29 protein-coding genes and 1 pseudogene are annotated in these 24,364 nt (G+C 47.9%); 23 read left to right on the top strand and 7 right to left on the bottom strand.

Features of this window, described 5'->3' with window-relative positions:
- Positions 1-115: 115 nt before the first annotated feature.
- Complete coding sequence (locus AOY24_RS25105; protein WP_072185434.1) at positions 116-337, bottom strand: hypothetical protein; 222 nt, start codon at positions 335-337, stop codon at positions 116-118.
- 436 nt (positions 338-773) lie between these two features.
- A pseudogene (locus AOY24_RS21820) lies at positions 774-1,366 on the bottom strand (transposase); the annotation flags it as partial.
- A 70-nt stretch (positions 1,367-1,436) separates the two neighbouring features.
- Between AOY24_RS21820 and AOY24_RS25100 the strand changes: the two are divergent.
- The 4 genes from AOY24_RS25100 (at position 1,437) to AOY24_RS25295 (ending at position 3,496) form a co-directional block, all read left to right on the top strand.
- Positions 1,437-1,868 (top strand): hypothetical protein, encoded by a 432-nt coding sequence (locus AOY24_RS25100; protein ID WP_152967224.1) that lies wholly within the window; start codon positions 1,437-1,439, stop codon positions 1,866-1,868.
- Positions 1,869-1,943: 75 nt separating this feature from the next.
- A complete protein-coding gene (locus AOY24_RS21810) occupies positions 1,944-2,255 on the top strand; it encodes a hypothetical protein (RefSeq protein WP_054177367.1) in 312 nt (103 codons plus the stop codon).
- A gap of 376 nt (positions 2,256-2,631) precedes the next feature.
- Positions 2,632-3,009: a hypothetical protein gene (locus tag AOY24_RS21805; protein ID WP_054177366.1), complete on the top strand. Its 378-nt coding sequence runs from the start codon at positions 2,632-2,634 to the stop codon at positions 3,007-3,009.
- A 265-nt stretch (positions 3,010-3,274) separates the two neighbouring features.
- Positions 3,275-3,496 (top strand): hypothetical protein, encoded by a 222-nt coding sequence (locus tag AOY24_RS25295; protein WP_200906171.1) that lies wholly within the window; start codon positions 3,275-3,277, stop codon positions 3,494-3,496.
- A gap of 574 nt (positions 3,497-4,070) precedes the next feature.
- On the opposite strand, the gene AOY24_RS21795 is transcribed toward AOY24_RS25295, so the two are convergent.
- From AOY24_RS21795 to AOY24_RS25095, 4 genes are all read right to left on the bottom strand, one after another.
- Positions 4,071-5,810, bottom strand: a complete 1,740-nt coding sequence (locus AOY24_RS21795; protein WP_054177365.1) for an ATP-binding cassette domain-containing protein — start codon at positions 5,808-5,810, stop codon at positions 4,071-4,073.
- Positions 5,785-7,392 (bottom strand): asparagine synthase-related protein, encoded by a 1,608-nt coding sequence (locus AOY24_RS21790; protein WP_054177364.1) that lies wholly within the window; start codon positions 7,390-7,392, stop codon positions 5,785-5,787. The genes AOY24_RS21795 and AOY24_RS21790 overlap by 26 nt, the downstream gene beginning before the upstream one ends.
- A 1-nt stretch (position 7,393) precedes the next feature.
- Complete coding sequence (locus AOY24_RS21785) at positions 7,394-8,041, bottom strand: lasso peptide biosynthesis B2 protein (RefSeq protein WP_054177363.1); 648 nt, start codon at positions 8,039-8,041, stop codon at positions 7,394-7,396.
- Between the two features lie 62 nt (positions 8,042-8,103).
- On the bottom strand, positions 8,104-8,268 hold the full coding sequence (locus AOY24_RS25095) for an acinetodin/klebsidin/J25 family lasso peptide (RefSeq protein ID WP_161804596.1): 165 nt from the start codon (positions 8,266-8,268) through the stop codon (positions 8,104-8,106).
- A gap of 830 nt (positions 8,269-9,098) precedes the next feature.
- On the opposite strand from AOY24_RS25095, the gene AOY24_RS21780 reads away from it, so the two are divergent.
- The 17 genes from AOY24_RS21780 (at position 9,099) to AOY24_RS21705 (ending at position 22,240) form a co-directional block, all read left to right on the top strand.
- Positions 9,099-10,022 carry a hypothetical protein gene (locus tag AOY24_RS21780; protein ID WP_054177362.1) on the top strand — a complete coding sequence of 308 codons (924 nt, stop codon included), beginning with the start codon at positions 9,099-9,101 and terminating at the stop codon, positions 10,020-10,022.
- A gap of 127 nt (positions 10,023-10,149) precedes the next feature.
- Positions 10,150-10,347, top strand: a complete 198-nt coding sequence (locus AOY24_RS21775; protein WP_054177361.1) for an AlpA family transcriptional regulator — start codon at positions 10,150-10,152, stop codon at positions 10,345-10,347.
- Between the two features lie 107 nt (positions 10,348-10,454).
- Positions 10,455-11,042: a DUF2857 domain-containing protein gene (locus tag AOY24_RS21770; RefSeq protein WP_200906172.1), complete on the top strand. Its 588-nt coding sequence runs from the start codon at positions 10,455-10,457 to the stop codon at positions 11,040-11,042.
- Positions 11,032-11,244 carry a TraR/DksA family transcriptional regulator gene (locus AOY24_RS21765; protein ID WP_054177359.1) on the top strand — a complete coding sequence of 71 codons (213 nt, stop codon included), beginning with the start codon at positions 11,032-11,034 and terminating at the stop codon, positions 11,242-11,244. Before AOY24_RS21770 ends, AOY24_RS21765 begins: the two co-directional genes overlap by 11 nt.
- Before the next feature lie 400 nt (positions 11,245-11,644).
- On the top strand, positions 11,645-11,854 hold the full coding sequence (locus AOY24_RS21760) for a hypothetical protein (RefSeq protein ID WP_054177358.1): 210 nt from the start codon (positions 11,645-11,647) through the stop codon (positions 11,852-11,854).
- A 64-nt stretch (positions 11,855-11,918) separates the two neighbouring features.
- Positions 11,919-12,599, top strand: coding sequence for a lytic transglycosylase domain-containing protein (locus AOY24_RS21755; protein ID WP_054177357.1), 681 nt, complete (start codon positions 11,919-11,921; stop codon positions 12,597-12,599).
- Positions 12,589-12,885, top strand: a complete 297-nt coding sequence (locus tag AOY24_RS21750; RefSeq protein ID WP_054177356.1) for a TrbC/VirB2 family protein — start codon at positions 12,589-12,591, stop codon at positions 12,883-12,885. Before AOY24_RS21755 ends, AOY24_RS21750 begins: the two co-directional genes overlap by 11 nt.
- A gap of 9 nt (positions 12,886-12,894) precedes the next feature.
- Positions 12,895-15,639, top strand: a complete 2,745-nt coding sequence (locus AOY24_RS21745) for a VirB3 family type IV secretion system protein (protein WP_054177355.1) — start codon at positions 12,895-12,897, stop codon at positions 15,637-15,639.
- Between the two features lie 31 nt (positions 15,640-15,670).
- On the top strand, positions 15,671-16,390 hold the full coding sequence (locus AOY24_RS21740) for a type IV secretion system protein (protein WP_054177354.1): 720 nt from the start codon (positions 15,671-15,673) through the stop codon (positions 16,388-16,390).
- Positions 16,391-16,397: 7 nt separating this feature from the next.
- Positions 16,398-16,640 carry an EexN family lipoprotein gene (locus AOY24_RS21735; RefSeq protein WP_054177353.1) on the top strand — a complete coding sequence of 81 codons (243 nt, stop codon included), beginning with the start codon at positions 16,398-16,400 and terminating at the stop codon, positions 16,638-16,640.
- A 2-nt stretch (positions 16,641-16,642) separates the two neighbouring features.
- The gene (locus tag AOY24_RS21730) at positions 16,643-17,740 is read left to right on the top strand and encodes a type IV secretion system protein (RefSeq protein WP_054177352.1); all 1,098 of its coding nucleotides are present in this window, start codon (positions 16,643-16,645) and stop codon (positions 17,738-17,740) included.
- A gap of 118 nt (positions 17,741-17,858) precedes the next feature.
- Positions 17,859-18,002 (top strand): hypothetical protein, encoded by a 144-nt coding sequence (locus AOY24_RS25290; RefSeq protein ID WP_200906170.1) that lies wholly within the window; start codon positions 17,859-17,861, stop codon positions 18,000-18,002.
- Positions 17,995-18,678, top strand: a complete 684-nt coding sequence (locus AOY24_RS21725) for a virB8 family protein (protein WP_054177351.1) — start codon at positions 17,995-17,997, stop codon at positions 18,676-18,678. The genes AOY24_RS25290 and AOY24_RS21725 overlap by 8 nt, the downstream gene beginning before the upstream one ends.
- Entirely contained in the window at positions 18,678-19,610 is a 933-nt protein-coding gene (gene virB9, locus AOY24_RS21720; RefSeq protein WP_082366211.1) for a P-type conjugative transfer protein VirB9, read from the top strand. The genes AOY24_RS21725 and virB9 overlap by 1 nt, the downstream gene beginning before the upstream one ends.
- Complete coding sequence (virB10, locus tag AOY24_RS21715; protein ID WP_054177350.1) at positions 19,607-20,821, top strand: VirB10/TraB/TrbI family type IV secretion system protein; 1,215 nt, start codon at positions 19,607-19,609, stop codon at positions 20,819-20,821. Before virB9 ends, virB10 begins: the two co-directional genes overlap by 4 nt.
- Positions 20,811-21,836: a P-type DNA transfer ATPase VirB11 gene (gene virB11, locus AOY24_RS21710; RefSeq protein WP_054177349.1), complete on the top strand. Its 1,026-nt coding sequence runs from the start codon at positions 20,811-20,813 to the stop codon at positions 21,834-21,836. The genes virB10 and virB11 overlap by 11 nt, the downstream gene beginning before the upstream one ends.
- Positions 21,833-22,240, top strand: a complete 408-nt coding sequence (locus tag AOY24_RS21705; RefSeq protein WP_054177348.1) for a cag pathogenicity island Cag12 family protein — start codon at positions 21,833-21,835, stop codon at positions 22,238-22,240. The genes virB11 and AOY24_RS21705 overlap by 4 nt, the downstream gene beginning before the upstream one ends.
- Before the next feature lie 66 nt (positions 22,241-22,306).
- Here AOY24_RS21705 and AOY24_RS21700 read toward each other — a convergent pair whose 3' ends face one another.
- Entirely contained in the window at positions 22,307-22,573 is a 267-nt protein-coding gene (locus AOY24_RS21700) for a DUF2798 domain-containing protein (protein WP_072185433.1), read from the bottom strand.
- 266 nt (positions 22,574-22,839) lie between these two features.
- On the opposite strand from AOY24_RS21700, the gene AOY24_RS21695 reads away from it, so the two are divergent.
- Together AOY24_RS21695 and AOY24_RS21690 are read left to right on the top strand one after the other, a co-directional pair.
- A complete protein-coding gene (locus AOY24_RS21695) occupies positions 22,840-23,160 on the top strand; it encodes a conjugal transfer protein (RefSeq protein WP_054177346.1) in 321 nt (106 codons plus the stop codon).
- A 226-nt stretch (positions 23,161-23,386) separates the two neighbouring features.
- Positions 23,387-23,695 (top strand): hypothetical protein, encoded by a 309-nt coding sequence (locus AOY24_RS21690; RefSeq protein ID WP_054177345.1) that lies wholly within the window; start codon positions 23,387-23,389, stop codon positions 23,693-23,695.
- Positions 23,696-24,364 lie beyond the last annotated feature (669 nt).

The following is a 24,364-nucleotide window of genomic DNA, read 5'->3' as shown; positions in this document are numbered from 1 at the left end:
AAATTAATTATCTATAGCTTTATCATTCACAGACAAGATTAAAAAGCAAATTACTTTGTTTTTAACAATGTTAAATATGTTTTATAGTTGTGCTCTTGATAATTTATGGTGTAGTTCAATATAGTGATGATTTTTCTTTCCTATTTAATTTATCCATATGAAAAATAAATCTGGAGATAAAAATTGCTTTTTGCTCCGGATTCATATTTCCTGAGATATTTTCTGGATCCAGTAATGTCCCATTCAGTCTCATAGACACAATGCTACGTGCAATAAAATCAAGACCGATAAAAGAACATGAAGAATCGAATCTCTGTGATATTAGTGTAACAGTCATTATCTTATACTCCTTTCAAGCATAATCGTTGCATGACTATATTATCTATTTATGTACATTCGGGAATCTACTCTTTTTTGATGATTCTTACTTGTTTATAGATTAATCTCATATAATACTGTCTGTATTATCATGAGCATTGAGGTATATTTATGAATCTCACCAGATATGTTTTATTTTTGTTGCCATATGTTATTTTATTTATAAAACATCCTCACAGTATAAATAATGAAATGTATGAGTACCAAGTCTGACAGTTATTCAGTATTCCTTTTTGAGGATTAGCAAATTGCTCTGGATTTGTCGTTATTATACTCCTGTTGTCAGTAGTGGCATTTTTTCATGAAGGAATGTAATAGTTTGGACTGGATTGACCGCACACCGGTAGACGATCCTGCCCTATAGTTTGAGCATAGCAACTGTCTTTCGAGCGCGACTACGAAACATGCTGATGATACATCGGATCCCATGCTTCATTCTTTTTCAGCATTGCGTGCAGGATTGTCAGCAATTTTTTGATGCAGGCCCTTTTTTGGGTTTTCCTGCGGCAACCAGGCGTGTATAGAACTCTTTAATTACCGGGTTGTGCCTCATCCCAACCAGGGCTGACATATAGAGAACTGTACGGACTGAAGCTCGCTTTCCGAATACTGTTCGGCGACCTCGCATCGTACCGGAATCCCTGTTTACTGGAGCACCCCCAATAAGGGCTCTAATTTCACGTCAAGAGTGCGAACCAAGCTCAGGAACTTCAGCCAGCAATACAGCAACAGTCGCAGTCCCAACATCTTTAACTGCACTCAGTAGATCAGATAACTCACTGAAATGGTCCTTGATGAGAATCGCCATTTTACCTTCAATGCGAGCCAGCTCACCCTTCAGTACCGAAATAATTGATCTGATGCTTTCATAGCTCTGAGGATCCGAAAGATGTAATCGGTTTCGTTCGACTGTAAACATGACTGTTAGTTGTCTGCGTCTGACCACCATAGCTACCAGAATCTGCCTGCCTGCATCAGGCAAGGGACGGCTCTACCGGTAAACAACAGCCAGAGTAAGAACAGCGGCAATCAGGTCAGTGCGGGCGGCAGCGGAAGCGGTGAAAAACCGCAACGTAGCTCCAGCCATCGGTACTGGTCATGCAGAAGAGAGCAGCAGCGGCACCACCTCATCGGCCATCAGTAACGGCACCATCATCATCCGCGACAAGGATAAACAGACGCAGGATATTGCTGACCTGAGTCGTGACACCGACAACGCTCACCACGGGGTGGACATGAACGGTGATGTGCAGAAGGTGAAGGATAACCTGGCGGTCAAGAGTGAAGGGGCCGCGCTGGGCACCTCCGTACTGGATGTGTACGGCAAATATGCGCAGAAGCAGGCCGGAGCTATCGGGCCTATCACCGTATCGGCGATGACGAACCATCTGGTGAAAGCCCTGTACGGCAAGGACAGCGCCAGTGAACTGACCGTCGATGAGAAACGTCTGGTGAGCAGCCTGGTGACGATTGCGGGGGAGGGGGGGTAGAGGCTGGCCGGAGCGGCGGTCACGGACTGCGATCTGTCAATAGCCGCTCTCGCATCAAATACGGCGAAGGTGGAGGTGACCAATAATTCCACGCCCGGTGATAATGCCCGTGATTCGGTAAAACAAAGTGCGGAGCACGTAAAAGACAAAATTCTGGATACGCTTGGTAACGGTACAACGCCATCGATCGCAAACGGCATTGTTAACGCGTTAGCTGATTCTGGCGACTCGCTTATTGGCGGGGCGGATTATGCTGCTGATACGGCAATGGCACTGGCAAGCTGTACGACTGGTGACAGCTATTACAGTAAAGTGCTGAGCGATCTAGAAGAGAAAAATCAGGCTGTCGCAGACTCAGTCAAAGCCCTGATGAAAACGGAAACCTAGTCAGCACTGGGCAACAATGTAAAACAAGCATATGGTGGAAATCAGGCTGCTCTGGAAGGTATGGGGGGAATAATCGCAAGTATCTTCCTGCAGGTAAGAAGCTTCCTGATGTCGGGGGGATACCCAAACCATCAGTACCCAAAATTACCATTCGGGATCATTATGAACATCACACCAGCATGGTTACAGATGTAAAAGATCAGCTCACCCAGCAAGGTTATGATGTATCTCTCAGAGAAGCTTCATTTGGTAGTTCCTGTAACTCTGGAAGGTGCAGACCTGATATCATCGCAAAATCTCCTGATGGTTCAATCAGAATTATTGAGATTAAAACTGGAGATGCTGATTTAAGTATACGTTTTCCCGGAGCACAAAAATGACAACGATGCGTGACTTAATCAACTCGTTAACTCATTTTGGGTGGAGTCTTAAAAGGGATGAAGTAGGCGGCTTGTATGGTATCTTGCAATTCAGGAATCGAACGTTGCAGATCATTCCCACTATACAAAAAAGAACCGGCCATCACAGAGTTTTTTGGATGCCCTCAGTTTCAACCATTGCGTTTAATAATGCTCGGAGTGTTATCAAGGGCGACGATGACAAAGGGCATGTACCTTTAATAAGAAAAAAAGAACAGGTACATATAGTTAATGATCTTGCTGAAGTCAATACCGAAGCGGTCACACAACAACTAATTGAATGGTCAAATGAGCAAGATACGGTTAAGGAAATAAAATTTCTTAGTTCGCTTTAAACGGACTCAAAAGGTACTATGCCAGTTTACCATTTGGCTGCATTAGCTTTACTTGGAAACATTGAAAAGCTTGAGTATTATCTTGCAAGTTTTCATAGTGGTAATCGGCTAGGATTTGTACCTTAGATTAAAGACGATATGCTGGAAAGAGCTATACAGATAGCTAAAGAAAATAATACAGATTAATAAAACCATACAAACAGATCTACTCAGCAGCCCTGTTTGTATAAAATGAAACCATATTGAACAGTTTCGGGTAGTTATAATGAGTTATAACTTAATGGTGTTTGAAGAATCAGTTGCTCCAAAAAACAGAAAAGAATTTATGGAGTGGTATTCCGTTCAGATTAAATGGTCAGAAAAACACGGATATGATGATCCCTCTTTAACTTCTCATAATTTAAACAATTGGTTTATGGAGATTATTAAGAGATTCACACCAATGAATAGGGGGGCTTTCACAAGAGGAAATGGATATAATATTTGAAAGCGGTAATGAGTCATATCTTACTGATTACACAATTGGAACAAAAATTATTTATATAAGTTTTTCTTGGGCAATAGCCGAAGAGGCTTATAAAACTGTTAAAATTCTTGCAATAAAAAATAAAGTAGTTTTTTGATGTAAGTACTTCTAATGGTAATATTCTTTTTTCTGATGGAATGGTTTTATAAGCAGATGAACCGGAGCAGAAGTGATGCAAAGCTTCCATTGTAGTGGTCAAGTAATACTGGCCACAATTCTACAGTAAAAATGGTATCTGTTCTCTGATTCTTCCGGCGTCTGCGTATTTTCGGCGATCCAGCTAAATGTTATTAACCGTACTTCGGTAATGTTATTAGGCGGTCCCTGTGAGGGGTAATACGTAAACAGTTTTAACGTTGGTATAGGTTATCGGTTCTGACCTGGCAGATTTTATACCATTACCATCTAAAATACAGAATGCAAACAGGTCTGCTCATCATGTTTGCATGAAGAAACATACGGAAAAACAATGCCTGCGTCCCGATAGACAGGGCATAGCTGAGATCTGGTGGCTACGGTAAGATATAAATCACCGCTATCCTGATGTGGAACCAGTGCCAGCCTGTAATATGTTCATGATAAATCCATTCCTTATGGATAATTCATCCATTGACCCCATATCAGTAATACAGCCATTTTCCATTACCACGATCCGGTCTGAATAGGAAAAGGTACTGAGACGGTGGCTAATACTGATTATCGTGGCCTCAGGGAAACTGCTGATTATGGCGTTAATAACCTGCGTTTCAGAAATCAAATCCAGTGACGAAGTAATCTCATCCAGCAGAATAACAGCAGGATTGCGCAAAAAGAGTCTGGCAAGGGAAAGACGCTGTCGTTGTCCGCCAGAGATATTAGCGCCTTCATTTGTCAGATCCAGCTCAAGCAACTTTTCTCCCCGAAGGCTGCCTATTTGAAGCCCAGATTTTTCCAGAGCACTGATCATCTCCGCACGTGTTGCTTGCGGGTTCGCAATCTGAAGATTGTAGGCAATACTGTCCATAAAGACATATTCTTCCTGGGAGACGTAAGCAACATTTTCGTAGAATGCCTGTTCAGGAAGTGCACTGATATCGCATTCCCCGACAGTATATTTTCCTGTTGTGGGCTGAAGCTGCCTGGCAAGAATTTTCAGCAATGTGGATTTACCGGCACCACTACTGCCGGTAATGATGACGAATTCCCCGGACCTGAAACGAACAGTAATGTCGCGTAGTGTGTCTGATGTTGCATCCGGATATCGTAAGCTGACCTGACTCAGTTCGGTTGTACCATTTCGGGGTTTACAGGTTTTTTTATTATTGTTCTCAGGATGTGGTAACAGTTCGCCGGAGAATACAGTAAAGGCCCAGGCTGCCTGTCTGAAATTAATGAAAGATTGCCCGAGGTTTTCCAGGGGGGCAGACAGTATGAGAATATAGGCTGATACGAGAATAAAATGTTCTGTCGATACTCGCCCGTCAATAGCACCATTCAGCGTGTAGAAAAATGCAGAACCGAAGAAAATTATCTGCAACAGCCCGGAAATAAGCTGAGACTGAAAACTGATTTTCCAGAAAGTATTCTGAGTACTGGCATCATCGGTAAGCTGGGTTCTGAAGCGTTTCATGAAAATGTCAAAGCCATTAAAAACCCGGACGACAGGGATATTTCTGACACTGTCCGAAAGTAATGAGTAAGTTTTTCTGGAACTGTCCATCAATTCCTGTCTTGCCATAACTATTTTATTAGTATAAATATAATTACAGAAAATAAACGATACGGCGAAAAGCAGGAACATCCCTGCAACCGGGTAATCCCCTGATGAAAGTATAGTCCAGACAACGATAAAGAGCTGAACTAACGGCGGGAGCAGACCAAACGTAATTTCCCGTATAATAATATAAATATCGTTTGTAGCCTGACTGAGTTGCTGGCTGATCCCTCCGGCATTATCTTTTTGCGAATGACCGTTATAAAGTTTTCGCAGGTAAAACTCCGATATTATTGCGATACATTCAACCCGCAACGCGGCCTGAAGGTAAGTTCCCCAGAATGCCATAATCTTTTGTGCTGAAATGGCAAAAACATAGATTCCCCCCAATATAAAAAGAATACCAGAAACATCCACATCCCCCCCCATCAGGTATCCGGTCATTCGTGATATCAGAAGAGGTGAGATGATTATCAGAACAGATGACAATACCGACAAAAGAATAATAAACAATAACTTCCCGGAAAGTAAAGTGCCAGTTACACGAAACATATTGTTAAACATTTTCAGGGTATTCATCATTTACCTCTGCATCAGCGATATTCAGACCGGCTGCCTCCATAAACTTCATTAATTTTATAACAGACAGAATAACCGGAAGGCTGGAATCAAGTTCAACATGCGTATTATATTTTATTTTTTTAATAACAGACTCAAAATCAGGATGTAACTTTTCCCTCTGCCGGGAGACAAAGAGAATAAGTTCACTCTCATACTGCCGTAATATGTTACAAATTAACTGCGATGAAGAACGCTTCGTTTTTTTTATGAAAATCTCATCACGGAACTGCTCAAGAGCATCCCTGCGGATATGTGCCCGATCATGATCGGAACTAATGTTATCTTCATAATTTACGGACAAACGGCTGCGTATAACATTCAGGCTCAGAAGTGGTGAAAAGTTCAGCGTTCCGGAGCGGCATACCATACTTTCGCTGACTCTGACGATTTCATGGATGTAATCATACCATGCTGTCCCGGGCGGAAACGTCCTGAGAAGAGGATGCTGAATTTCCTGTCGTTCAGTGGATTTCACGGGCTTCAGCGCCGACATGATGACAGAAAAGACAGACCGGGATTTCAGTTGACCTATACTGTGCGCCATTTTGCAAGCATATCTTAAATGCCCCTTCCCTGCAAGATCACGTACTATCCTGACAGACGGCGACTGAATAAAAACGCTGTCGCCACCATGACCATCCAGACAGTACCAGTCACTCAAATCAATAAGTGTTCCGTCTATGCTGTCACGCCAGACTGTCTGTATGACCTGACAATCAGAAGGATGATTTACCTTTGTATCATGATGTCGTTTGTTCTCTATAGCCGGGAGCAGTTCTGTCATTTTAACGCCATACGTCCGACAGAGCCTCAGTGCATCAACCCGTTCCGTATCCGTCTCAAAACTGAATGGCAGACAATGGAGCACATCAAATTCTCGTCCTGACCTGAGTAAAGTGAAAAAAACAAGGGATGAGTCCAGTCCACCAGAAAGGTAAAGCGCCAGAGGAGCTTCTGAAGGAAGCTTATCCATTATTGTAGCCAGAACCTCCAGAGTACCTTTCTTCAAAGGAGTTAAGGACACAAAAGGTTCTGTATTAATATTCTGATGATAGATATGTGTCAGGCATCCTGAGTAAGCCTTAAAAATATTTTCAAAAGGAGATATGAATGCGGAATTAAAGCTGTCCGCTAAAAAATGGTTGACAAACCGGGAGCTAATGGATTTTTTTCCACAGATACCGAATATATCCTCCAGGTGCGTTCCGGCAATCCACCCTTCCGTCATTCTGGTATAATAAATATCACAATATCGATAGAGACTTTTTATCAAACGCAGTTCTTTCTTATCAATGATAATCAGACAATAATATCCGTCGGCTGTTCTGAGCTTATCTTCAAAAATGTCAGGCGCAACGTCAAAAAAAGAGAGTTGTTCTCCTTCCCAGGACAATGCCCAGCCACTATAGATATATAATTTGTCATTATAATTACAGTGATACCATGTCTTGTCCAGGAATACATGATAATATTCATCTTTGATTTCTTCAGACCATTTCGATGGTGTCATATTTCCGGAAAGAGCAGCAGGAATGATCAGCATTTCAGTACTCCAGAATCACACTTGCTTTTTCCCTCAGACCAGGATCATCACTGATTATCGTCTTATCAACTTCCACCCAGGCATGGCTGAAAAAGGGGCGAGTTCGCACCCCGATGACAACTTTTGCGTCTATTTTTCTGGTACGGAGACGGTGTCTGAGAGTACAGGAATATATAAGGCAGGGGTTTTCGTGCGAAATAAAATCAAAAACGCTATTGAGTGAGGCAATTTCCTGTGTTATTTCTGTCATAACTTGCGACGTGATACTCGTCCTGCTTCCGGAAATCCCTGCATTCGGGAATTCATGTCTGACTGCCATCATTCCACTCCGACGGAGCTTACGCTTACAGATGAGCAACGTCATAAATGCAGACATGCGTGAAAAAATATTACTGTACTGCGAATCAGCAGAGGGCTTCATCCAGCGGATTTCAAGGAATGCTTCTGGTGTTTCCTGACTGACTGGTTTTAAATACTGACAACGTTTATCTGAAATCAAAAAATCTTCAATGACAGGATCTATCTCATGATGCAAAAGAAAACTGTCAGCAGCATTTTCAAGAACAGTATATTCATCCAGAAGAAGATCCAGAATGATTATATCATTACAGAAACGGGCTATTTTCAGTGTATCAGGAACAATAAGCATTGTATCACTCCCTTGAACCAGAGGGTGACGGCGGGAGGCTCCCGCCGTACTTACATTATTGCTTAGCTATAGAAGAGGATGGGACCACCAGGAGGACCAAAATACTCAGGGATACGGTCAACTGAGTGTCCCCGTGTGATTTTACTGGCTTTTGTCGGAATACGGTTTACAGATACCGTATTGTCTTTCTTCGTTACATGTACGACAGGTAAAACGTTAGCTTTCATATCCATCTCCTCGAATTACATTAATTCAGAATGGAACGTACCGTTCAGGTACGTATTCATGTATATAAATAAACGGATATATTTCAAGTTGTAAACACAGGTAAATTGTAATTAAATGTAAATGATAATCATTCACATAATATCTTAATGATATGATTTATAACGATTATCTTACAGTCTGTTCCTGGATGAAGAGGGGCAGATACGAGATACTTCTCAACATTACGGATGAACGGATATTACCGATGACAGCCTGAGAACATTTCTCCTGGTCGCTGAATATTACGCAATAATCCCTCCCCTCTCCTTATGGTTATTCTGTATCTGCCCCCCAGACACCGCAGCTATACGTTCTGCCATATAGCATGATGGTATGCTCACACCGACACGGAATATTTTATAAAAAGAGATCACATTTAATATCAAGATGTTACGCCATGAATTTATACCATCAATATATGATATATCATTAATCAAGGTGACTTTCGAGGAGATGCTATCTCCAGATATCGGATTTAATTTTTTCGTATCGTACAATACAGTACGTACAATACATACATTTTTATGAACCTGTATTTATATTGCAATCAACGTAATCTGGTTTATTATTGCCTTTGATTTAACAACTAACATCAGGGATGAAGATATCTGTATTAAGAACAGATGATTTAAATTCAATAAGTTAACCATTAGCGATTTCTTGTTAACACCAGGATTGCTCCACCGGAAAAATGTCTCCCGGTCGATATAGCTGAAAGATCTCAATATAACATTCAGCTATATGCTTATGCCATAGTTACATATATGCATTCTGGTTAAGGAAATCAATTATGTTCAGCCATTCCTCCGTATTATCTGCCAGAAATAAATCAGACTGGCTCACAATCCCCGAAGCGGTATGTGCCCTTAATGAATTTACGGGACTAAAAATCATGGACTACGATATTTATCGACATGCATTACAGGGCCGGATCACACTGTCAGTTAATTTTCAGTCGACCATTTTTTTAAGGAAAATCAAATTACTGGAAAATAAAATCAAATGTATTTCAACCGGAAATTCACTGGTTAACAGGCTTTGCATGCTGAATTCCGGTTGTTTCCTGGCTGGCAGGAACCTGATCATAAGCACGGAAGGCCGGTATATTCCGTCCTCCAGACAGCTCCTTGATACACCACTTATGGGGTATGAGTATGTTCTGCTCCAGTGTTTACTGGCCCGTACCATGCAACTTCAGTGCCCCCTGCGTGACGGGAACAATATTAATTATGGAATCACCGTCACCTCTTCTGGTGAGGTCTTTCAGCTATTTGAGTGCGTGAGCTGGCGTGATCGGATCAACAGTCAGTTACTCAAACTGCCCCGTAATATGCGTTCTGCTGTGAAAAATCAGTTTTCAGAAATCCGCATCCGGGAACACCGCAAGGGCTGGTTCCCGCTTCACCATTTCCCGCAGGATGCATGGATTGTCTTACGCTACTCAGAGCTTGAAAAGTTTGCCCGCGACTGCACCGGGAATACTAAACCGCCACCTACAGCTTCCCGTATGTCAACGGCAATGGCCCGTCTGTTCTGGCTCGCCTGCCGCAATAATGATGCTATCAGCCCACTGATAGGTAAGCCATACAAGTTACAGGCTATTTTTGAACAATGGGCAAGAAACGAGGGGATAACGGATAAACTGAGTGGCGATACTATCAGGAATGCCCTTGAGCGCGGTTCTCCGCCACCGGCTAAAACAAGAGAGAATTAACTCACATGGAAAATCCGTATTAAGGATAACGCTATCCTTAATACGGATTTACGTGCTTTCCTCCGCCCTCTCTTCTGTGTTTCTGTGTCATCTCCGGGTATCCCCCTATTTATCGCAGGAGAAGACCATGTCATACCAGCTATTACGCCTGAAACAGGTGCAGGAAAAAACCGGTCTGAAACGGACACAAATCTATCTGTATATGAAAACAGATGATTTTCCTCATTCAATAAAGATTGGACCAGCAAGCGTAGCCTGGCTTGAATCGGAGATTGACGACTGGATCAGCCAGAAATTAAGCAACCGCAGGCAGCATTCTGAATAAATCACGTCATCTCACTCGTCGTTGAAATAAATCCAGTCAGGTCCCTTAACGGTTTATTTCATTCTGAGACGTACCGTCAGAATAACTGTGTATCAGGAGTGGATATGATGATCCCGTCGCTGAATTATGTGGTATTAACACACGCATTACATGCGCTGAAAAACGGAGATATTCATTACTGTGAATCGCTCGGATTCACAAATGAGGAAATCAGACACCTCAGCAGGCTGACCCTTGATGAGCTGTTTTTTATCACCAGGGCGTCAGTTCCCCTGCTGGATATCACTGTACGTCATGAGCATTTACATCAGTGCCTGCTGCTGTCCCGCCAGGAAATACGTCGTCAGCAACAGATTGACCGGGCTATCCGACTCGGCGGTTCTATTGCCCTGTTAAATGCATATTTCGGACTGACCTCCAATGACACCTGTCTTCGCCGTCGGCTGAACAATATCACCGTTCCTCACGGACGTTCTCCACTGCCGGATGAAGCGACCGATGCCCGGATCTGGCATCTCTGGCACAAATACCACCCCGGCAGTACCGATACGCCGGAAGCCATTGACATCATGATGCAAATCACCGAATCCGTCTCGTTCGGTAAAACAGATCCGGTGTCCCTGACGACCGTCTGGAACCGCATCATGCTCTGCGAGCAGGAAAAGCAGAACAGGAGGACAGCACATGCCGGATGAGATCGACCGCGACCAGGCATTCAATGAACAGCGTCTGGAAGACATGATTGAACAGAGCCGTTTCCGGCCAGCATCAGCACCATCGTTATATTTCTGTCGTTTTTGTGGTTCCCCGATCCCGGATAAGCGTCGCAGGACCTTACCTGGTGTCACCACCTGCACCCGTTGCCAGTCCATTCTGGAACGTCGCCGGCGCAAATAATATGGCATAACTGATATCGGGGCGGAGTATTTTCTCCGCCTTTTTAATTTTTTGATTGAAATTTCCTGTTCCTTATATATCCCCCGCAGCTTTCTTATTTCCGTATAAATCCCCCATGCAATTTTCTTTTATTTCCCATTTTGATTTTTCTGTTTCGTCACGAGGTCAGATAACGCACGCTGAATATACCGTCACTCACGATTATTTCTTTCGGGTGTTAACGCGCCCTGACGGGATATTGCTCTTTAACAATCCGGGTCGGGCTGTCACATAACCATAATTCAGGGTGCCGCTGAATGTCCTCGCTGACCCGTTTAAACCGGAATGCAGGGCCGGGATGTGATGACATTATTTCTATTCCCTTTATCCCCTTCCATCCTTATTTACCCGAGGATATCCCATGAAAAAACCTGACTATATCGTGTATATAACCCAGGAATCACATCCCGACATTCAGGGTGAAACCAGTACGTTCTGGACAAAAGTCGGTGTGGCCTTCGCCCATAATAACAAACCGGGTCTGAATATTATTCTGACTCCTGGTCTTGCTGTTTCCGGAAAACTGATTCTGCTGGAACCCAGAGACGAAAACAACACGCCAGCGGCATAACGCACCGTCATTCTCCCGCCGCGCACCGCGCGGCATCTCTTCCTGTTATTTCTCAGGAGGTTTTATGCTATCCACTGAAGCATTTCTGGCGCTGGCGATGCAGTGCGCTGCCAGCATTAACCCAACCACATCACTTGATGTGGCACGTGTGGAATCCAGCCTGCATCCCTGGGCCATTGCTGAGATTATTCCACGCCATGAGCGTAAGCCAGGCCGCAGACACGTTATTTCCCATTATCCTCCGGACAAGGCCAAAGCTATTCGTCTCGCCGGACAGATCGCTGCAAAAGGCCGCCGCTATTCTGTCGGACTGATGCAAATCACCAGCACCAATTTTCACCAGTATGGCGTCACCGCCGCCGACCTGTTCTCGCCCTGTACCAGTCTGTCGGTATTTGAACGCATCCTGACGGACTGCTGGCGAAGGGGCGGTTCACTGAAACGCGCACTCAGCTGTTATTACGCCGGTAACTTTGAAACCGGTCAGAAACCGGAAGCTGCCTTCTCACAGACAAGCTATATCCAGCGGATCGGTTTTACCGTCCCTGCCACGCGCACGCCTGAACCCCGCTCTTCGTCCCTGACGAAGCCGCCAGTGGCCCCCGTATCGTCTCCCCGTCCCCGTGTTATCTGGCCGGGATACGTCGTGCGTGGTGTTCCGGCAGAACTCCGCCAGAAAGTGCCTGACCGGAATGGCACAGAGACCCCGAATCCCCCCGTACAGAGGACTCATGATGCAAATTAGTCGTCCTGTTAAAAGATGTCTCCGTCGTTCGGTTGCCTCTGTTCTGATGCAGACCGCGCTGGCATCACCTGCACTTGCTGACGGATTCCAGCGGGCAAATTCCGTAATGGAAAAGGTTTCTGTCGGTCTTCACGGGCTGGCGGCGATCACCATCACCGTGGCGGTGATCTGGATTGGTTACAAGACGCTCTGGAAAGGCGACAGCCTGTCGCAATGCGGTTACATCATCATTGGCGGCATCCTGATTGGTGGTGGCAGTGAGATTGGTGCGCTGCTGATGAGCTGAGGGGGCTGTATGGCAAAACTGATGAAAGCCATGAAGCGCCCGGCATCGCTCTGGGGCGTACCGATGGTTCCCCTGCTGGGCGTCACGGGTGTCACCATTATTATCTCAGTCTGGACCTCCATCGCGTTTCTGGCGCTGCTTCCCGTCGAATTTATGGTGATGAAGTCCCTGACCCGAACTGAACCTCAGCGTTTCAGCCTGATTGCGGTCTGGCTGCGGGTCAGGGGCCATCCCGTCGCAAACCGGGTATTCGGAGCCACCGCTTTAATGCCCGCAGAACATACCCCCGTTGATATCACGGAGTTTCTTGACGCCATGAAACTGAACCAGTGTGCAACCGTAAAAAAATACATTCCTTTTTCGTCCCATATTCACCAGCATATCGTCCGTTCATGTACCGGTGAACTGTTCTGCTCCTGGGAACTGACAGGGACACCGTTTGACTGTGAATCTGAAGAGAACCTGGAAGCGGGGACCAGCCAGCTTCATGGCCTGATTCGTTCGTTTGAAGGGATGCCCGTAACGTTCAGCATTCATAACGTGCGTGAGCCGTTCACGGATTCGTTGCATAAGGATTCCGGTAATCCTTATGCCGATGAAGTGAGCCATCTTTATTATGCATCACTGAAGCAAAAACCCTTTCGCCGTAACCGTCTGTTCCTGACGGTCTGCTGGCTGCCGTTCTCCGGTGCGGAGAAAACAGGCCGCAGACGCCTGAAGGACGGACAGAAGCGGCGGGAACTGGAAAGCGCAATTCAGGAAATGCTGGATATCAAAGCCGCGCTGGATACCGCCCTGTCACGCTATGATGCCCGTGCACTCGGCACCTTCAGTGAGGATAGCGGTGTGTATTCTTCCCAGCTTGCCTTCTATGAATATCTGCTGACACACCAGTGGCGAAAAGTTCGTGTAACCCGCACACCGGTTTACCATGTGCTGGGGTCGGCAGCGCTGTACTTCTCCGCCAGAGCCGGACAGATAAACCATGTGAATGACACGCACTTTTTTCAGGGACTGGAGATAAAGGAGTTTTCGCAGGAAACCGCCACCGGGATGATGGACTCGCTGCTGTACGCTCCGTGTGACTATGTCATCACGCAGACATACACCTGTCTGTCCCGCGAAGAGGCCAGGAAGGCCATTCGCCGCACACGGCGTCTGCTGATAAGCGCCGATGACGACGCGGTCTCACAGCGCCTTGACCTGGACGTGGCACTCGATTTGCTGATGTCAGGCAAAATCGCCTTTGGTCGTCACCATTTTTCAATGATGGTGTTTTCCCGCTCGCCAGAGCGGCTGGCCGCCGATACCAGTGAAATCAGCAATATCCTGAATAACACTGGCCTCACACCCGTTCCGGCAGAGCTGTCGCTTTCAGCGGCGTTCATGGCCCAGCTTCCGGGCAATCACACCCTGCGCCCCCGGCTGGGGGAACTCAGCAGCCAGAACTTTGTTGAACTGGCTGCACTGCACAATTTCTATCCCGGAAAACGCGACCATGCCCCCTGGGGGGATGCAATGGCCTTACTGCGTACTCCATCCGGTGACGGATATTACCTGAATTTGCATAACACCCTGGCTGGGGTTGATGAATTCAATGAAAAGAACCCGGCCAGCACATGCATTCTCGGCACCAATGGTTCAGGGAAAACCATGCTGATGACATTCCTGCAAATCATGCAGCAGAAGTATGGTCTCAGGGACAGTTTTGCACCGGATGCCAGAACACAGCGATTGACCACCGTTTATCTGGACAAGGACCGGGGGGCAGAAATGCATATCAGGGCGCTGGGTGGTCGCTATTACCGGGTCAACAGCGGTGAACCCACCGGATGGAATCCGTTTTCACTGTCGCCAACAAAGCGCAATCTCAGCTTTATCCGGCAACTGATGAAAATCCTCTGTACCCGCAACGGTGCCACGCTAACACCACGCGATGAGCGACGACTGAACGATGCGGTCAGTGCCGTGATGCGCAATGAACCACAGTACCGGATTTTTGGTATCACCCGTCTGCTGGAAAACCTGCCGGAACCAGCTACACGCGAAGCGCAGGAGAATGGCCTGAGTATTCGCCTGGCGCAATGGGCACAGGGAGGCGAATTTGGCTGGGTGTTCGATAACGAATCTGACACCTTTGATTTCAGCGACTGCGATAATTTTGGTATTGACGGCACAGAGTTTCTGGATGATGCAGCCATATGTGCCCCGATATCGTTTTACCTGCTTTACCGTGTCACCAGCCTGCTGGATGGCCGCCGCCTGGTCATCTATATGGATGAGTTCTGGAAATGGCTGCGCGACCCGGTATTTAAGGATTTTGCGTATAACCGTCTGAAAACTATTCGTAAACTCAACGGTATGCTTGTTGTCGGCACACAATCCCCGGCAGAAATCATCATGGATGATATTGCACCTGCGGTGATTGAACAGTGTGGTACGCAGATACTCGCAGCTAACCCCGGCGCAGACCGTGCTCACTACGTTGACGGCATGAAGTTTGAGCCGGAAGTCTTCGATATGGTGAAACTCCTGGACCCGCAGGCCCGCCAGTATGTGGTCGTTAAAAACCAGTTCAGGCGCGGGGACATTCGCCGTTTTGCCGCCCGTGTGACGCTCGACCTTTCGGGTATCGGAAAATACACGAAAGTGATGAGCGGCAGCACTGACAACCTTGAAATCTTCGACTCTCTTTATCAGGAGGGTATGCCACCCCATGAGTGGCTGGACGCTTACCTGGAAAAAGCACTCTGACTTAATCCGTCATACACCATGAGGCCACATCATGAATACAAAGCCCCTTCACTCTCTTTTATTGTGCTGCATGCTGCTCAACAGTTCACTGGTCAGCGCCAGCGGTATTCCGGTCGTGGATGCCGTCGCCAATGCGCAGGAGATGGCACACTGGACTGAAAAACTGAAACAGTGGACGGAAACGGCACAGCACTATCGTTCCCAGATACAGGCATATAAAGAGCAACTTGCCACCGCGACCGGCATTCGTGATATTGCCGGTTTCGTGGACCAGGCCAGAAACCTGAAGTCAGACCTTGAAAGACTGCGCCAGCCCGGTCAGGCGCTGAATGAGTTGTTGCGGTCAGGTGGTTCATCAGGACAGTTCGACGCACTGTATAAGAAATACAGGATATTCGATACCTGTAAGGCTGAGCAGTCGAAAACCTGGGCGGATATCTGCAAGCAGCAGGTGATTAATAAAGCCCTCCAGTTTGAACAGACCGATGAAATACAGCAGCAGGTCAGCCAGGTGCTGGGCGAAATTAACACCCTGTCAGACCGTGTGGCGTTATCCGGGGATATAAAAGAATCTCAGGACCTGGCGAATACCATCCAGCTAAAATCGGTTATGCTTAATACGCTCACCACACAGTGGGAAATGAGTGTAAAAGCCGCCGAGAACCGCGAACAGATACTTGAGAATGAGCGTGTTAAACGCTGGAATCAGCAGCAATTAACGGCACCTACCGCCGATCTGAATAACATATGAGGCTATTATGCTTTCAAGTAAAATCATTTCATTTGCAACTGTATTGTTATTTTTCATCCTCACTGGGTGTGAAGATGAAGCAAAAACCACAAAGTGGTATAAGGACCATCCTGATGAATTAAAAACAGTTTATGACAAGTGCCAGAAAACAGGTACAGCAACGGAAAACTGTAAAAACGCCAGTGAAGCGAATTACCAAATAAAACAATTAAATGCACAAACTCCCGATTTAAATAACCTGGAGGAATAGAAATGAGCGGCGGCATTTTTGTTGGTGTTGAGAAATACCTGATCGGAGGCGTCACTGATGCCACGAAAGGACTAATGATGCAGTATTCCACAATGATGACAGGGATAGCAGCAGCATCAGCCACCCTCTATATCCTGTGGCGCGGTTATCAGACACTGGCAGGGAAGCTGTCCTCACCGATGGAAGATGTGATGTGGGACCTGATGCGAATGGCGATTATTCTTTCTTTTGTTGCTAACGTAAATGGCTATCTGGATGGCATCATTGATGCAATCAATGGGATCAAAAATGGTTTTACCGGCAGGGGAAATATATGGCAACTACTCGACAGTTTATGGAGTCAGGCCAAAACTCTAGGCAAAACGCTTCATGACCTGGATGAATCGACGGTCGTCAAAGATGAAGGAATGGCTGCACAGCTATTTGTATGGGGTGGTATTTCAGTATTAATGATCGTCTGTGCTTTTGTATCAATAGTTGCGGAAATCATGATCTTATTACTTGGTATTACTGCCCCTGTATTCATTTTTTGTCTGATGTATGGTTTTTTACTACCGATGTTTAATAACTGGTTGCAAAATATTTTTGCAGGGATATTAACAGTTTTGTTTTCAGCATTATCTTTGAATATTGTCATTACCTATTTGAATGCTGTATTAAAAAAGGCAATAGCTGTTGCCTCGCAGTCAACAATTGTTGAACTGGGAGTTCAGGTCTTTCTTGCAGGAATATGTGCAGCAGTGTTGATCTACTTTTCCGCCAGACTGGCCGGTGCACTGGCCGGTGCAGGGGCAACCGCATCCATGCAGGGACTCGCAGCCATTGGTCTCGGTGCGGCTTTTTTTGGCGCGGGCAAACTCGCATCGGGTGCAGGAAAAGACACGACCCGTGCCATACAGGATAACATTCAGGGATGGAAAGCGGCGGGGACCGGAAAATCCGGCCCACCGGGAGGAGGAGCGGGATATAACGCGGCCAGAGCACGTAAATACGCCATTGAGCAAATCATCGCGCGCAACGAAGCGCGAAGGCTTGCACAGGAAAGAGCTGATGCTGTTCAGAAACATAATGCACCACCGTCCGGCCATTCCCTTATCTGAAATACTCCCCCTGTAAATCCCGGTACACAGCACCGAGCTGTGACTCTCTCCAGGCAATACCTTCATGATGAAAATATAACCCCGTTTTCATCTGCCTGATTCACTGAGGACATATCTGATGAAACGCTTCATTGCGCTGGCTTTGCTGTGCGCGTTATCCGGCTGCGCACATTCCCCGTCCTCCCTCTCTCCGGCCTTCAGCGGTCAGGGGGAACCTGTCAATACCCCAAAAATCATTGCGGAGTTAACCCGTTATGAGTGAACAAACCCTGATTAATGATGCGCTCAGTTTTGAGCAGTATATGAGCACTCGGGATAAACACGCCGCGAAAGCGGGGTTTATCACCGGTGCGGTGGGTCTGCTGGCGGCCATTCTGGCGCTGGTCGCCGTCATACTGATGCTACCGCTGAAACAGACTGTGGTGGAGTTATACACAGTGGATAACCATACAGGACGGGTTGAACACGTCACACGCACCTCAAAAACCACGCTGACCGCAGAAGCGGCTTACCAGAAAGCAATGGTCGCGAACTACGTAAAACTGCGTGAGCGGTATATTTACCCGGCACTTCAGGATGATTATGAAACGGTGCAGATCTACAACAGTCCACAGGTCAATGGGGACTACCTGGCCCTGTACGCTGGCCCCGCTGCGCCGGATAAAATCTGGCAGGATGGGGCGCACAGCATCAGAATTGAAATACTCTCCACTATGCTGACCGACGGCACAACCCCCGATAAGGTCGCCACCCTGCGTTATAAAAAGATCATCCGTCGCCTCGCCGATAACCACATCCGTACCGAGTTCTGGAATGCCCGTCTTACGTTTCACTCCGATCCTGAAAAAGAGATGAGTGACGCTGAACGTGAAATAAACTGGTTCGGCTTTACCGTCACAAGCTGGCAGGCCGATCGCGAGATCCGGGGAGAAATGTGATGCGAAATATTCTGTCTTTACTTGTGCTCCTGCTCACGCTGACAATCGCTGAAACAGCCAGGGGGGCAGCAGTTCCTCAGGCCAGTCGCTATGACGCTCGTATGCAGCAGGTTATCTATAATCCGCAGAACGTCACCGTCGTAAACACCCGCGCAGGCTTTATGACCACTCTGGTCTTTGACAGCGACGAGGCTGTTCTCAGTGCCCGCCCCGGCTTTGAAGAGGCGTGGGAAGCTTCACCGGATGCCAACCGGGTATTCGTTCGCCCGGTGGCGCTGGTACAGGGCGCTCCCGGGGAAGACGGTAACACCACACAGGTAGTCATCCCACCCAACGGGCAGGACTGGCGGACTAATCTGTTTGTCGTCACCACTAAACGATTCTATAACCTTGAGCTGAATGTGACTGATGACACATCTTCTCAGCCATCCGCCTTTCAGGTGACATTTCACTATCCGGATGATGCCCGGATTAAGGCACAAAACGATACCGCCAGCCGTCTAACGGAATGGCAACGCCAGAAGGAACGCTCAACTGTACAGAAAATGCTGTCTGCCGCACAGCGTCCCCGTAACTGGAACTTCCTGAAGTACCCTGGTCCTGGCAGCGACGATATCACACCTGATTTCGCCTTTGACGACGGACGTTTCACTTTCATCGGTTTTTCTCCGCGCAAACGAATTCCGTCGGTGTTTCGCTGGAATAGCGAACAGGAACAGGTGGTCAATAACGGAATACAAAAACAGGGCGCTTTCACCGTGATAGTGATTCAGGAAGTCACACCCCGTCTTGTCCTGCGTTCGGGCCATGCAGTGGTCGGCGTGGAAAACCGCAGCGCAGGTCACATCCGGACTGCCGACGGGACGACGGTTTCTCCGCAGGTTGAGCGCGTGGAGAAAGTTACCTCCGCCCGTCAGGAGAGCCACCCATGAATGACAGCGTAAAAAATACGGTGACATCCGCCACCTCCGCAGAAGATAACGTGGCAAAACTTGAAGAGGAAGCCCGCGCCCGGCATGAAGCGGAACTCCGGGAAGCACAGTCAGAAGATGACGGGCTGGAGCAAATCCGCCCCGCCATCACCCGACTGAAAAAACGCCGACGCGGCAGAGTGACCGCATTCTTTGCCCTTCTGGCCGTTGCTCTTATTGTACTGGCGTGGGGCAGCAACTGGATCTATCGCACCCTTATCCGGCAACCACCGGAAACCAGACAGGCAGAGACGGGATCGCAGACCAGAACCGACTACCGGCAGCGCACCGATCTGGGACAGAACACTGCGGCTCAGTCTGAAAATGAACCGCAGTCCCGAAGCCACGAAACGGGTAGCCGTCCGGCTCCCTTACCGGATACAGGCAGACTTGATAAAGCCCGCTTTCTGGTACGACGTGGGGATGTGGTAAGAGCGCAAACCACACCACAAACCCGACTGAATGAAATGGCGCAGAAAACATCATCTCCCCCCGTCCCGACAGAGAGCAACAGCAGATCTCTGTCAGATACCACTGACCCACAGCCAGTACGACGTATTCCATACGATCCGGACCTGTATATTCCCGAAAACACCGCAATCCCCTGTTCGCTGGATTACCGCTTTGTATCCGACCTCACAGGGAGGATCCGCTGCACGGTTGCCAGCGATATCTGGAGTGCCAGTGGAAACACGAAGCTGATTGAGAAAGGCACTACAGCCACCGGTGTGTATCAGACTGGCCGGGAGGAGGGTATGAAACACGGGCAGGGACGCGCATTTATCATTATCACGAAACTACGAACCCGCCAGCAGCCTTACCTTGATATTCCACTTGTGGATACCCGTGCAGCCGGAGCGCTCGGTGAAGCAGGCGTGGAGGGCTGGATCGACACCCATTTCTGGCAACGGTTTGGCGGTGCCATGATGGTCGGCATGATCCCTGATATTGCCGCATGGGCATCCGACAACGCCGGGCAAAAGGATCGCAACACGGATTACACCGAAAACAGCCGTCAGGCGATGGCAGAAATGGCCCGCACCACGCTTGAAAACAGCATCAATATCCCCCCGACGCTGTACAAAAACCAGGGTGAAATCATCAACCTGATCACCGGACAGGACATTGATTTTTCAGCCATCTACACGCTGAGGATGAAACATGACCGTTAAAAACCTCTCTCTGGACCGCTACCGACAGCGGTTTTTTGGTGATTTTCTTGCTTTCCCCGGCCTGACGGAAATCGCAGTCAATCGTCCTGGGGAACTGTTCACAAAAATCGACGGTATCTGGACACAGCACGCCGTCAGCCTGAGCTATGACGACTGTTACGACTTCGCACGGTGTCTTGCAAAACACCACGGAGACAATATCGAGGACATTAAACCGGGTCTGTCAGCCACGCTGGAATCCGGGGAACGCTGTCAGATTGTCGTTCCCCCAGCCTGTGAACGCGATACCGTCTCGATAACCATCCGAAAACCGTCTCAGATTCAAATCCCGCATCAGCACTACATCAGTGACGGATTCTATAACCGGGTGGCCGGTGTGGAAAAAACACAGACACACGATGAAGAGCTGACTGCGTTATATCAGGCCCGTGCCATTCCCCGGTTTATGGAAAAATGCGTGGAGTACGGTAAAACCCTGGCCGTTGCAGGGGAAACCAGTACCGGTAAAACCACCTATATGAAGATGCTGGCGGGGTATATCCCAGTTCACCTTCGCCTCACGACGATTGAAGATAACCCGGAGATCCGTTTCTTCACACACAAAAACTACGTGCATCTGTTTTACCCGTCGGAAGCCGCCGGAGAAAGAGATTCGATTGTCACCCCAGCCAGTCTGCTGCGCTGGAACTACCGCATGAATCCCGATCGTATCCTGTTGACCGAAGTCCGTGGGGGTGAAGCCTGGGATTTTCTCAAAATCACCGGGTCCGGCCATGAAGGCAGCATGACATCGATCCACGCGGGAACGGCACGGGAAGCGGTTGATGGCTTTATCACCCGCTGTTATGAGAACCCTCAGTGCGCCCGTCTGCCCTACACTTTCCTGCTGCGTAAGGTACTCGACAGCCTGGACGTGATTGTCAGTATTGACCTTGACGGCAACGTACGCCGGATGAACGACATTTATTTTCGCCCATTGCACCGCCACCACTATATGGAGGAAATGCATCCATGAGAACGTCAGGCTTCATCTTTGCGCCAGGGCTGACGCTGCTGCTGTCAGCCTGTGCATCCCCGCCCCCACCGGAGCCTGTGCCGTGGGAAGCGACCGGCAAAGTGGTCAACACCACTCTGCCGCAGTGGCATGAAAATCGAATCATCATTCCATCCACATCAGCGCTGGGTCACTGGTCGATGGTCATCCGGGCATTCAGCCCACAGGACGCAGGCAGAACACCTGCCGAGTATTATGCCGTGGTGCATGCCACGCAGATTGTCGTAGAAGTGCCCATAGCGGATGAGTGGTTCAGAACAAAGCGCTGGCTGCGTCAGAATGGCGCGCAGGGCGTGATCCACTGGCGGGCACCTCAGAATTGTCTGACCTGCAATGAAACCCGGATTTACCTTTCGTGTGATTAATCCCGTCATGAGTATGACGGCAGACCAGCCCAAAAAGGCTGCGTTGAGCAACCTCTTTAAAAAACATCAGAGGTCAGTATCCTGTTGGTTAACAGGCTCAGTGGCATTCCGGCACCCTGACCCGCATATCAGGTAAGTCAGTTTAACGGAAACAGGCCAGGCAATCATCGTCAGTATAAAGGCAATCGGCCACGCCATCAGAAACTGACGCGACCATAGCGCAAGCCATTGCACCGTAGGCCCAACAGCAATCAGCAGCATAATGCCCGACATGGACGATGCCATCATAAATGTCATTAAAAGCTGTGAAATCAGAATTGCACGTTTATCCATCAGAAATACCTTAATTATGGATGGACGGCGTACTTCTGCACAAAAGAAGAGGCACCATCCATCAGGGTTGATGTTGGTGCCGTGGGTTCGGTGAGACTGACGCTCAACGACTTCATCTCATGCGATCACGAGGGCCGGAATAACCACACCGGCCTTAATCTTTTCGGCTGAGTAAATCTATCAGCAGGCAGATTAAAACTCAAGGTGCGATGAGAAACTACCATCATTCCCCATCCGGGATTATTTCTTCAGTAGAGGAACCTATCATGACAAAAATCACTTCAGTGACAACAATTCTGTGTCTGATAATGTTTATTTCCGGGACAGGAAATGCCCGTGAAAATATTGACCCGAATGACCCGTGTGACGTTACCGTCTGCATGTGGGGAGAAGTGACCGGGAATTCTCAGCAGGAATGTCACGGTGCTGTGCGAAAATTCTTCAGCCTGAATGCTTTTAAAAAACACCATCGATTCAGTCCGGGAAAAACATTTGACATGCGAAAACAGTTTCTCGGTCAGTGTAACAGTGCATCCCCGGATGCAGCCAGCAAGATATTATCAAAATATGGTCGAGTGAGAGGGTAATAAAAACATCCGAACATACATGAAGTGTGTAAACCACATTTTAGCTCACTTCACTGAGTGATATACCGCAGCATTACAAAATGCAGCGACAATGAAATTATTTAATTTGCACAACAGCCAGACAAATGGCAGGGCAGATTATTACGAAAGCCGCATTCATGATAAAGACACAAGCAATAACGTGTAATGCGTAAACGTTAAACCTTTTTACAGGAGAATAAATGCCATGAATAAAGCAACGGATTTATTTATCCGTAACATATACTCACGGTATCAGGATCGGATATCGGCCACCGCCGTATATAATCGTATTTCTCAGGAGGCAATGAAAAGGTGTGGACTACATGATGAGATATACGAAAGCCTGCTGGTAGCAGGGTTAAAGGAATATATCGGATACCTGAATAAAAAGGATGCGGAAACGCTGATGCTGTACGCTGAATCACAGGGTATCCGCATGGATGATGAGCGTTATTTTCAGACGCAGGAAGCCGAAAGACAATGCAGGGAGGCTATCTCCCGCAACCAGATGTAATCTCAGCAGGCAACAATGGTAATAACACGACGGCACGACACTGACAGACAGCGGGGTTAAGGCTTCCTGAATGGCGGCTTCAGTTTCGAAGAAACTGTTAAGACTGCCAGGCAGGAAGTGGAGCGCGGACAGAAAATTCAGTTTCGGAGAAACTGCTAATTTTCAGGCACCGCGCCCACCTGCGAACGTTCGCCCGAAGCGAACTGAGCAGGCCGGGGGGAGCCGCAAAAATTTCGCCACCCCAGTGAGCGAAAAGCTGTCGCCCACGACAGCGGTTTTTGTGGGGGGCACAGCCCCGCACACCGTCGCAGCTAAGCCGGTATTCCGGCGTGGCGAGACCAGCCCCTTTAAAGCCACGTTTCCGGCATTTTCGCGCGGGCGGGAAAATAACGGGTAAAACGGGCGTCTTAAAGGGGCTGGTCGCGCGTAGCGTGCGACGGTGTGCCGCCGTTGACCCAGGGGGCTTTGACGCAGCGTTCAGCGAAGACATTGCCCCCATGTTTCCTGTTGTCAGGGCGTCCAGCCAGGACAGAAGGAAACACGCCATTGTCCGCCGGACGGGCGTTTCACGGAACTGACGACCACGGGTCGGCGGTACCGGGAAAGCGCGGACAGCGGGAATGAGTGGCCCCGCCACTCACGCTGTTCTGTGTTTTATGGCGGCACAGG

The sequence above is a fragment of the Citrobacter sp. CtB7.12 genome (assembly GCF_001297795.1).
Taxonomy (GTDB): domain Bacteria; phylum Pseudomonadota; class Gammaproteobacteria; order Enterobacterales; family Enterobacteriaceae; genus Citrobacter_A; species Citrobacter_A amalonaticus.
This window is presented reverse-complemented; position numbering and strand designations above follow the sequence as displayed.

What these genes read in the sequence shown, in the direction of transcription:
- AOY24_RS25105 (WP_072185434.1), bottom strand. Translation starts at nt 337, where the DNA reads ATGACTGTTACACTAATATCACAGAGATTCGATTCTTCATGTTCTTTT.
- AOY24_RS21805 (WP_054177366.1), top strand. Translation starts at nt 2,632, where the DNA reads ATGACAACGATGCGTGACTTAATCAACTCGTTAACTCATTTTGGGTGG.
- AOY24_RS25295 (WP_200906171.1), top strand. Translation starts at nt 3,275, where the DNA reads ATGAGTTATAACTTAATGGTGTTTGAAGAATCAGTTGCTCCAAAAAAC.
- AOY24_RS21795 (WP_054177365.1), bottom strand. Translation starts at nt 5,810, where the DNA reads ATGATGAATACCCTGAAAATGTTTAACAATATGTTTCGTGTAACTGGC.
- AOY24_RS21790 (WP_054177364.1), bottom strand. Translation starts at nt 7,392, where the DNA reads ATGCTGATCATTCCTGCTGCTCTTTCCGGAAATATGACACCATCGAAA.
- AOY24_RS21785 (WP_054177363.1), bottom strand. Translation starts at nt 8,041, where the DNA reads ATGCTTATTGTTCCTGATACACTGAAAATAGCCCGTTTCTGTAATGAT.
- AOY24_RS25095 (WP_161804596.1), bottom strand. Translation starts at nt 8,268, where the DNA reads ATGAAAGCTAACGTTTTACCTGTCGTACATGTAACGAAGAAAGACAAT.
- AOY24_RS21780 (WP_054177362.1), top strand. Translation starts at nt 9,099, where the DNA reads ATGTTCAGCCATTCCTCCGTATTATCTGCCAGAAATAAATCAGACTGG.
- AOY24_RS21775 (WP_054177361.1), top strand. Translation starts at nt 10,150, where the DNA reads ATGTCATACCAGCTATTACGCCTGAAACAGGTGCAGGAAAAAACCGGT.
- AOY24_RS21770 (WP_200906172.1), top strand. Translation starts at nt 10,455, where the DNA reads ATGATCCCGTCGCTGAATTATGTGGTATTAACACACGCATTACATGCG.
- AOY24_RS21765 (WP_054177359.1), top strand. Translation starts at nt 11,032, where the DNA reads ATGCCGGATGAGATCGACCGCGACCAGGCATTCAATGAACAGCGTCTG.
- AOY24_RS21760 (WP_054177358.1), top strand. Translation starts at nt 11,645, where the DNA reads ATGAAAAAACCTGACTATATCGTGTATATAACCCAGGAATCACATCCC.
- AOY24_RS21755 (WP_054177357.1), top strand. Translation starts at nt 11,919, where the DNA reads ATGCTATCCACTGAAGCATTTCTGGCGCTGGCGATGCAGTGCGCTGCC.
- AOY24_RS21750 (WP_054177356.1), top strand. Translation starts at nt 12,589, where the DNA reads ATGCAAATTAGTCGTCCTGTTAAAAGATGTCTCCGTCGTTCGGTTGCC.
- AOY24_RS21745 (WP_054177355.1), top strand. Translation starts at nt 12,895, where the DNA reads ATGGCAAAACTGATGAAAGCCATGAAGCGCCCGGCATCGCTCTGGGGC.
- AOY24_RS21740 (WP_054177354.1), top strand. Translation starts at nt 15,671, where the DNA reads ATGAATACAAAGCCCCTTCACTCTCTTTTATTGTGCTGCATGCTGCTC.
- AOY24_RS21735 (WP_054177353.1), top strand. Translation starts at nt 16,398, where the DNA reads ATGCTTTCAAGTAAAATCATTTCATTTGCAACTGTATTGTTATTTTTC.
- AOY24_RS21730 (WP_054177352.1), top strand. Translation starts at nt 16,643, where the DNA reads ATGAGCGGCGGCATTTTTGTTGGTGTTGAGAAATACCTGATCGGAGGC.
- AOY24_RS25290 (WP_200906170.1), top strand. Translation starts at nt 17,859, where the DNA reads ATGAAACGCTTCATTGCGCTGGCTTTGCTGTGCGCGTTATCCGGCTGC.
- AOY24_RS21725 (WP_054177351.1), top strand. Translation starts at nt 17,995, where the DNA reads ATGAGTGAACAAACCCTGATTAATGATGCGCTCAGTTTTGAGCAGTAT.
- virB9 (WP_082366211.1), top strand. Translation starts at nt 18,678, where the DNA reads ATGCGAAATATTCTGTCTTTACTTGTGCTCCTGCTCACGCTGACAATC.
- virB10 (WP_054177350.1), top strand. Translation starts at nt 19,607, where the DNA reads ATGAATGACAGCGTAAAAAATACGGTGACATCCGCCACCTCCGCAGAA.
- virB11 (WP_054177349.1), top strand. Translation starts at nt 20,811, where the DNA reads ATGACCGTTAAAAACCTCTCTCTGGACCGCTACCGACAGCGGTTTTTT.
- AOY24_RS21705 (WP_054177348.1), top strand. Translation starts at nt 21,833, where the DNA reads ATGAGAACGTCAGGCTTCATCTTTGCGCCAGGGCTGACGCTGCTGCTG.
- AOY24_RS21700 (WP_072185433.1), bottom strand. Translation starts at nt 22,573, where the DNA reads ATGGATAAACGTGCAATTCTGATTTCACAGCTTTTAATGACATTTATG.
- AOY24_RS21695 (WP_054177346.1), top strand. Translation starts at nt 22,840, where the DNA reads ATGACAAAAATCACTTCAGTGACAACAATTCTGTGTCTGATAATGTTT.
- AOY24_RS21690 (WP_054177345.1), top strand. Translation starts at nt 23,387, where the DNA reads ATGAATAAAGCAACGGATTTATTTATCCGTAACATATACTCACGGTAT.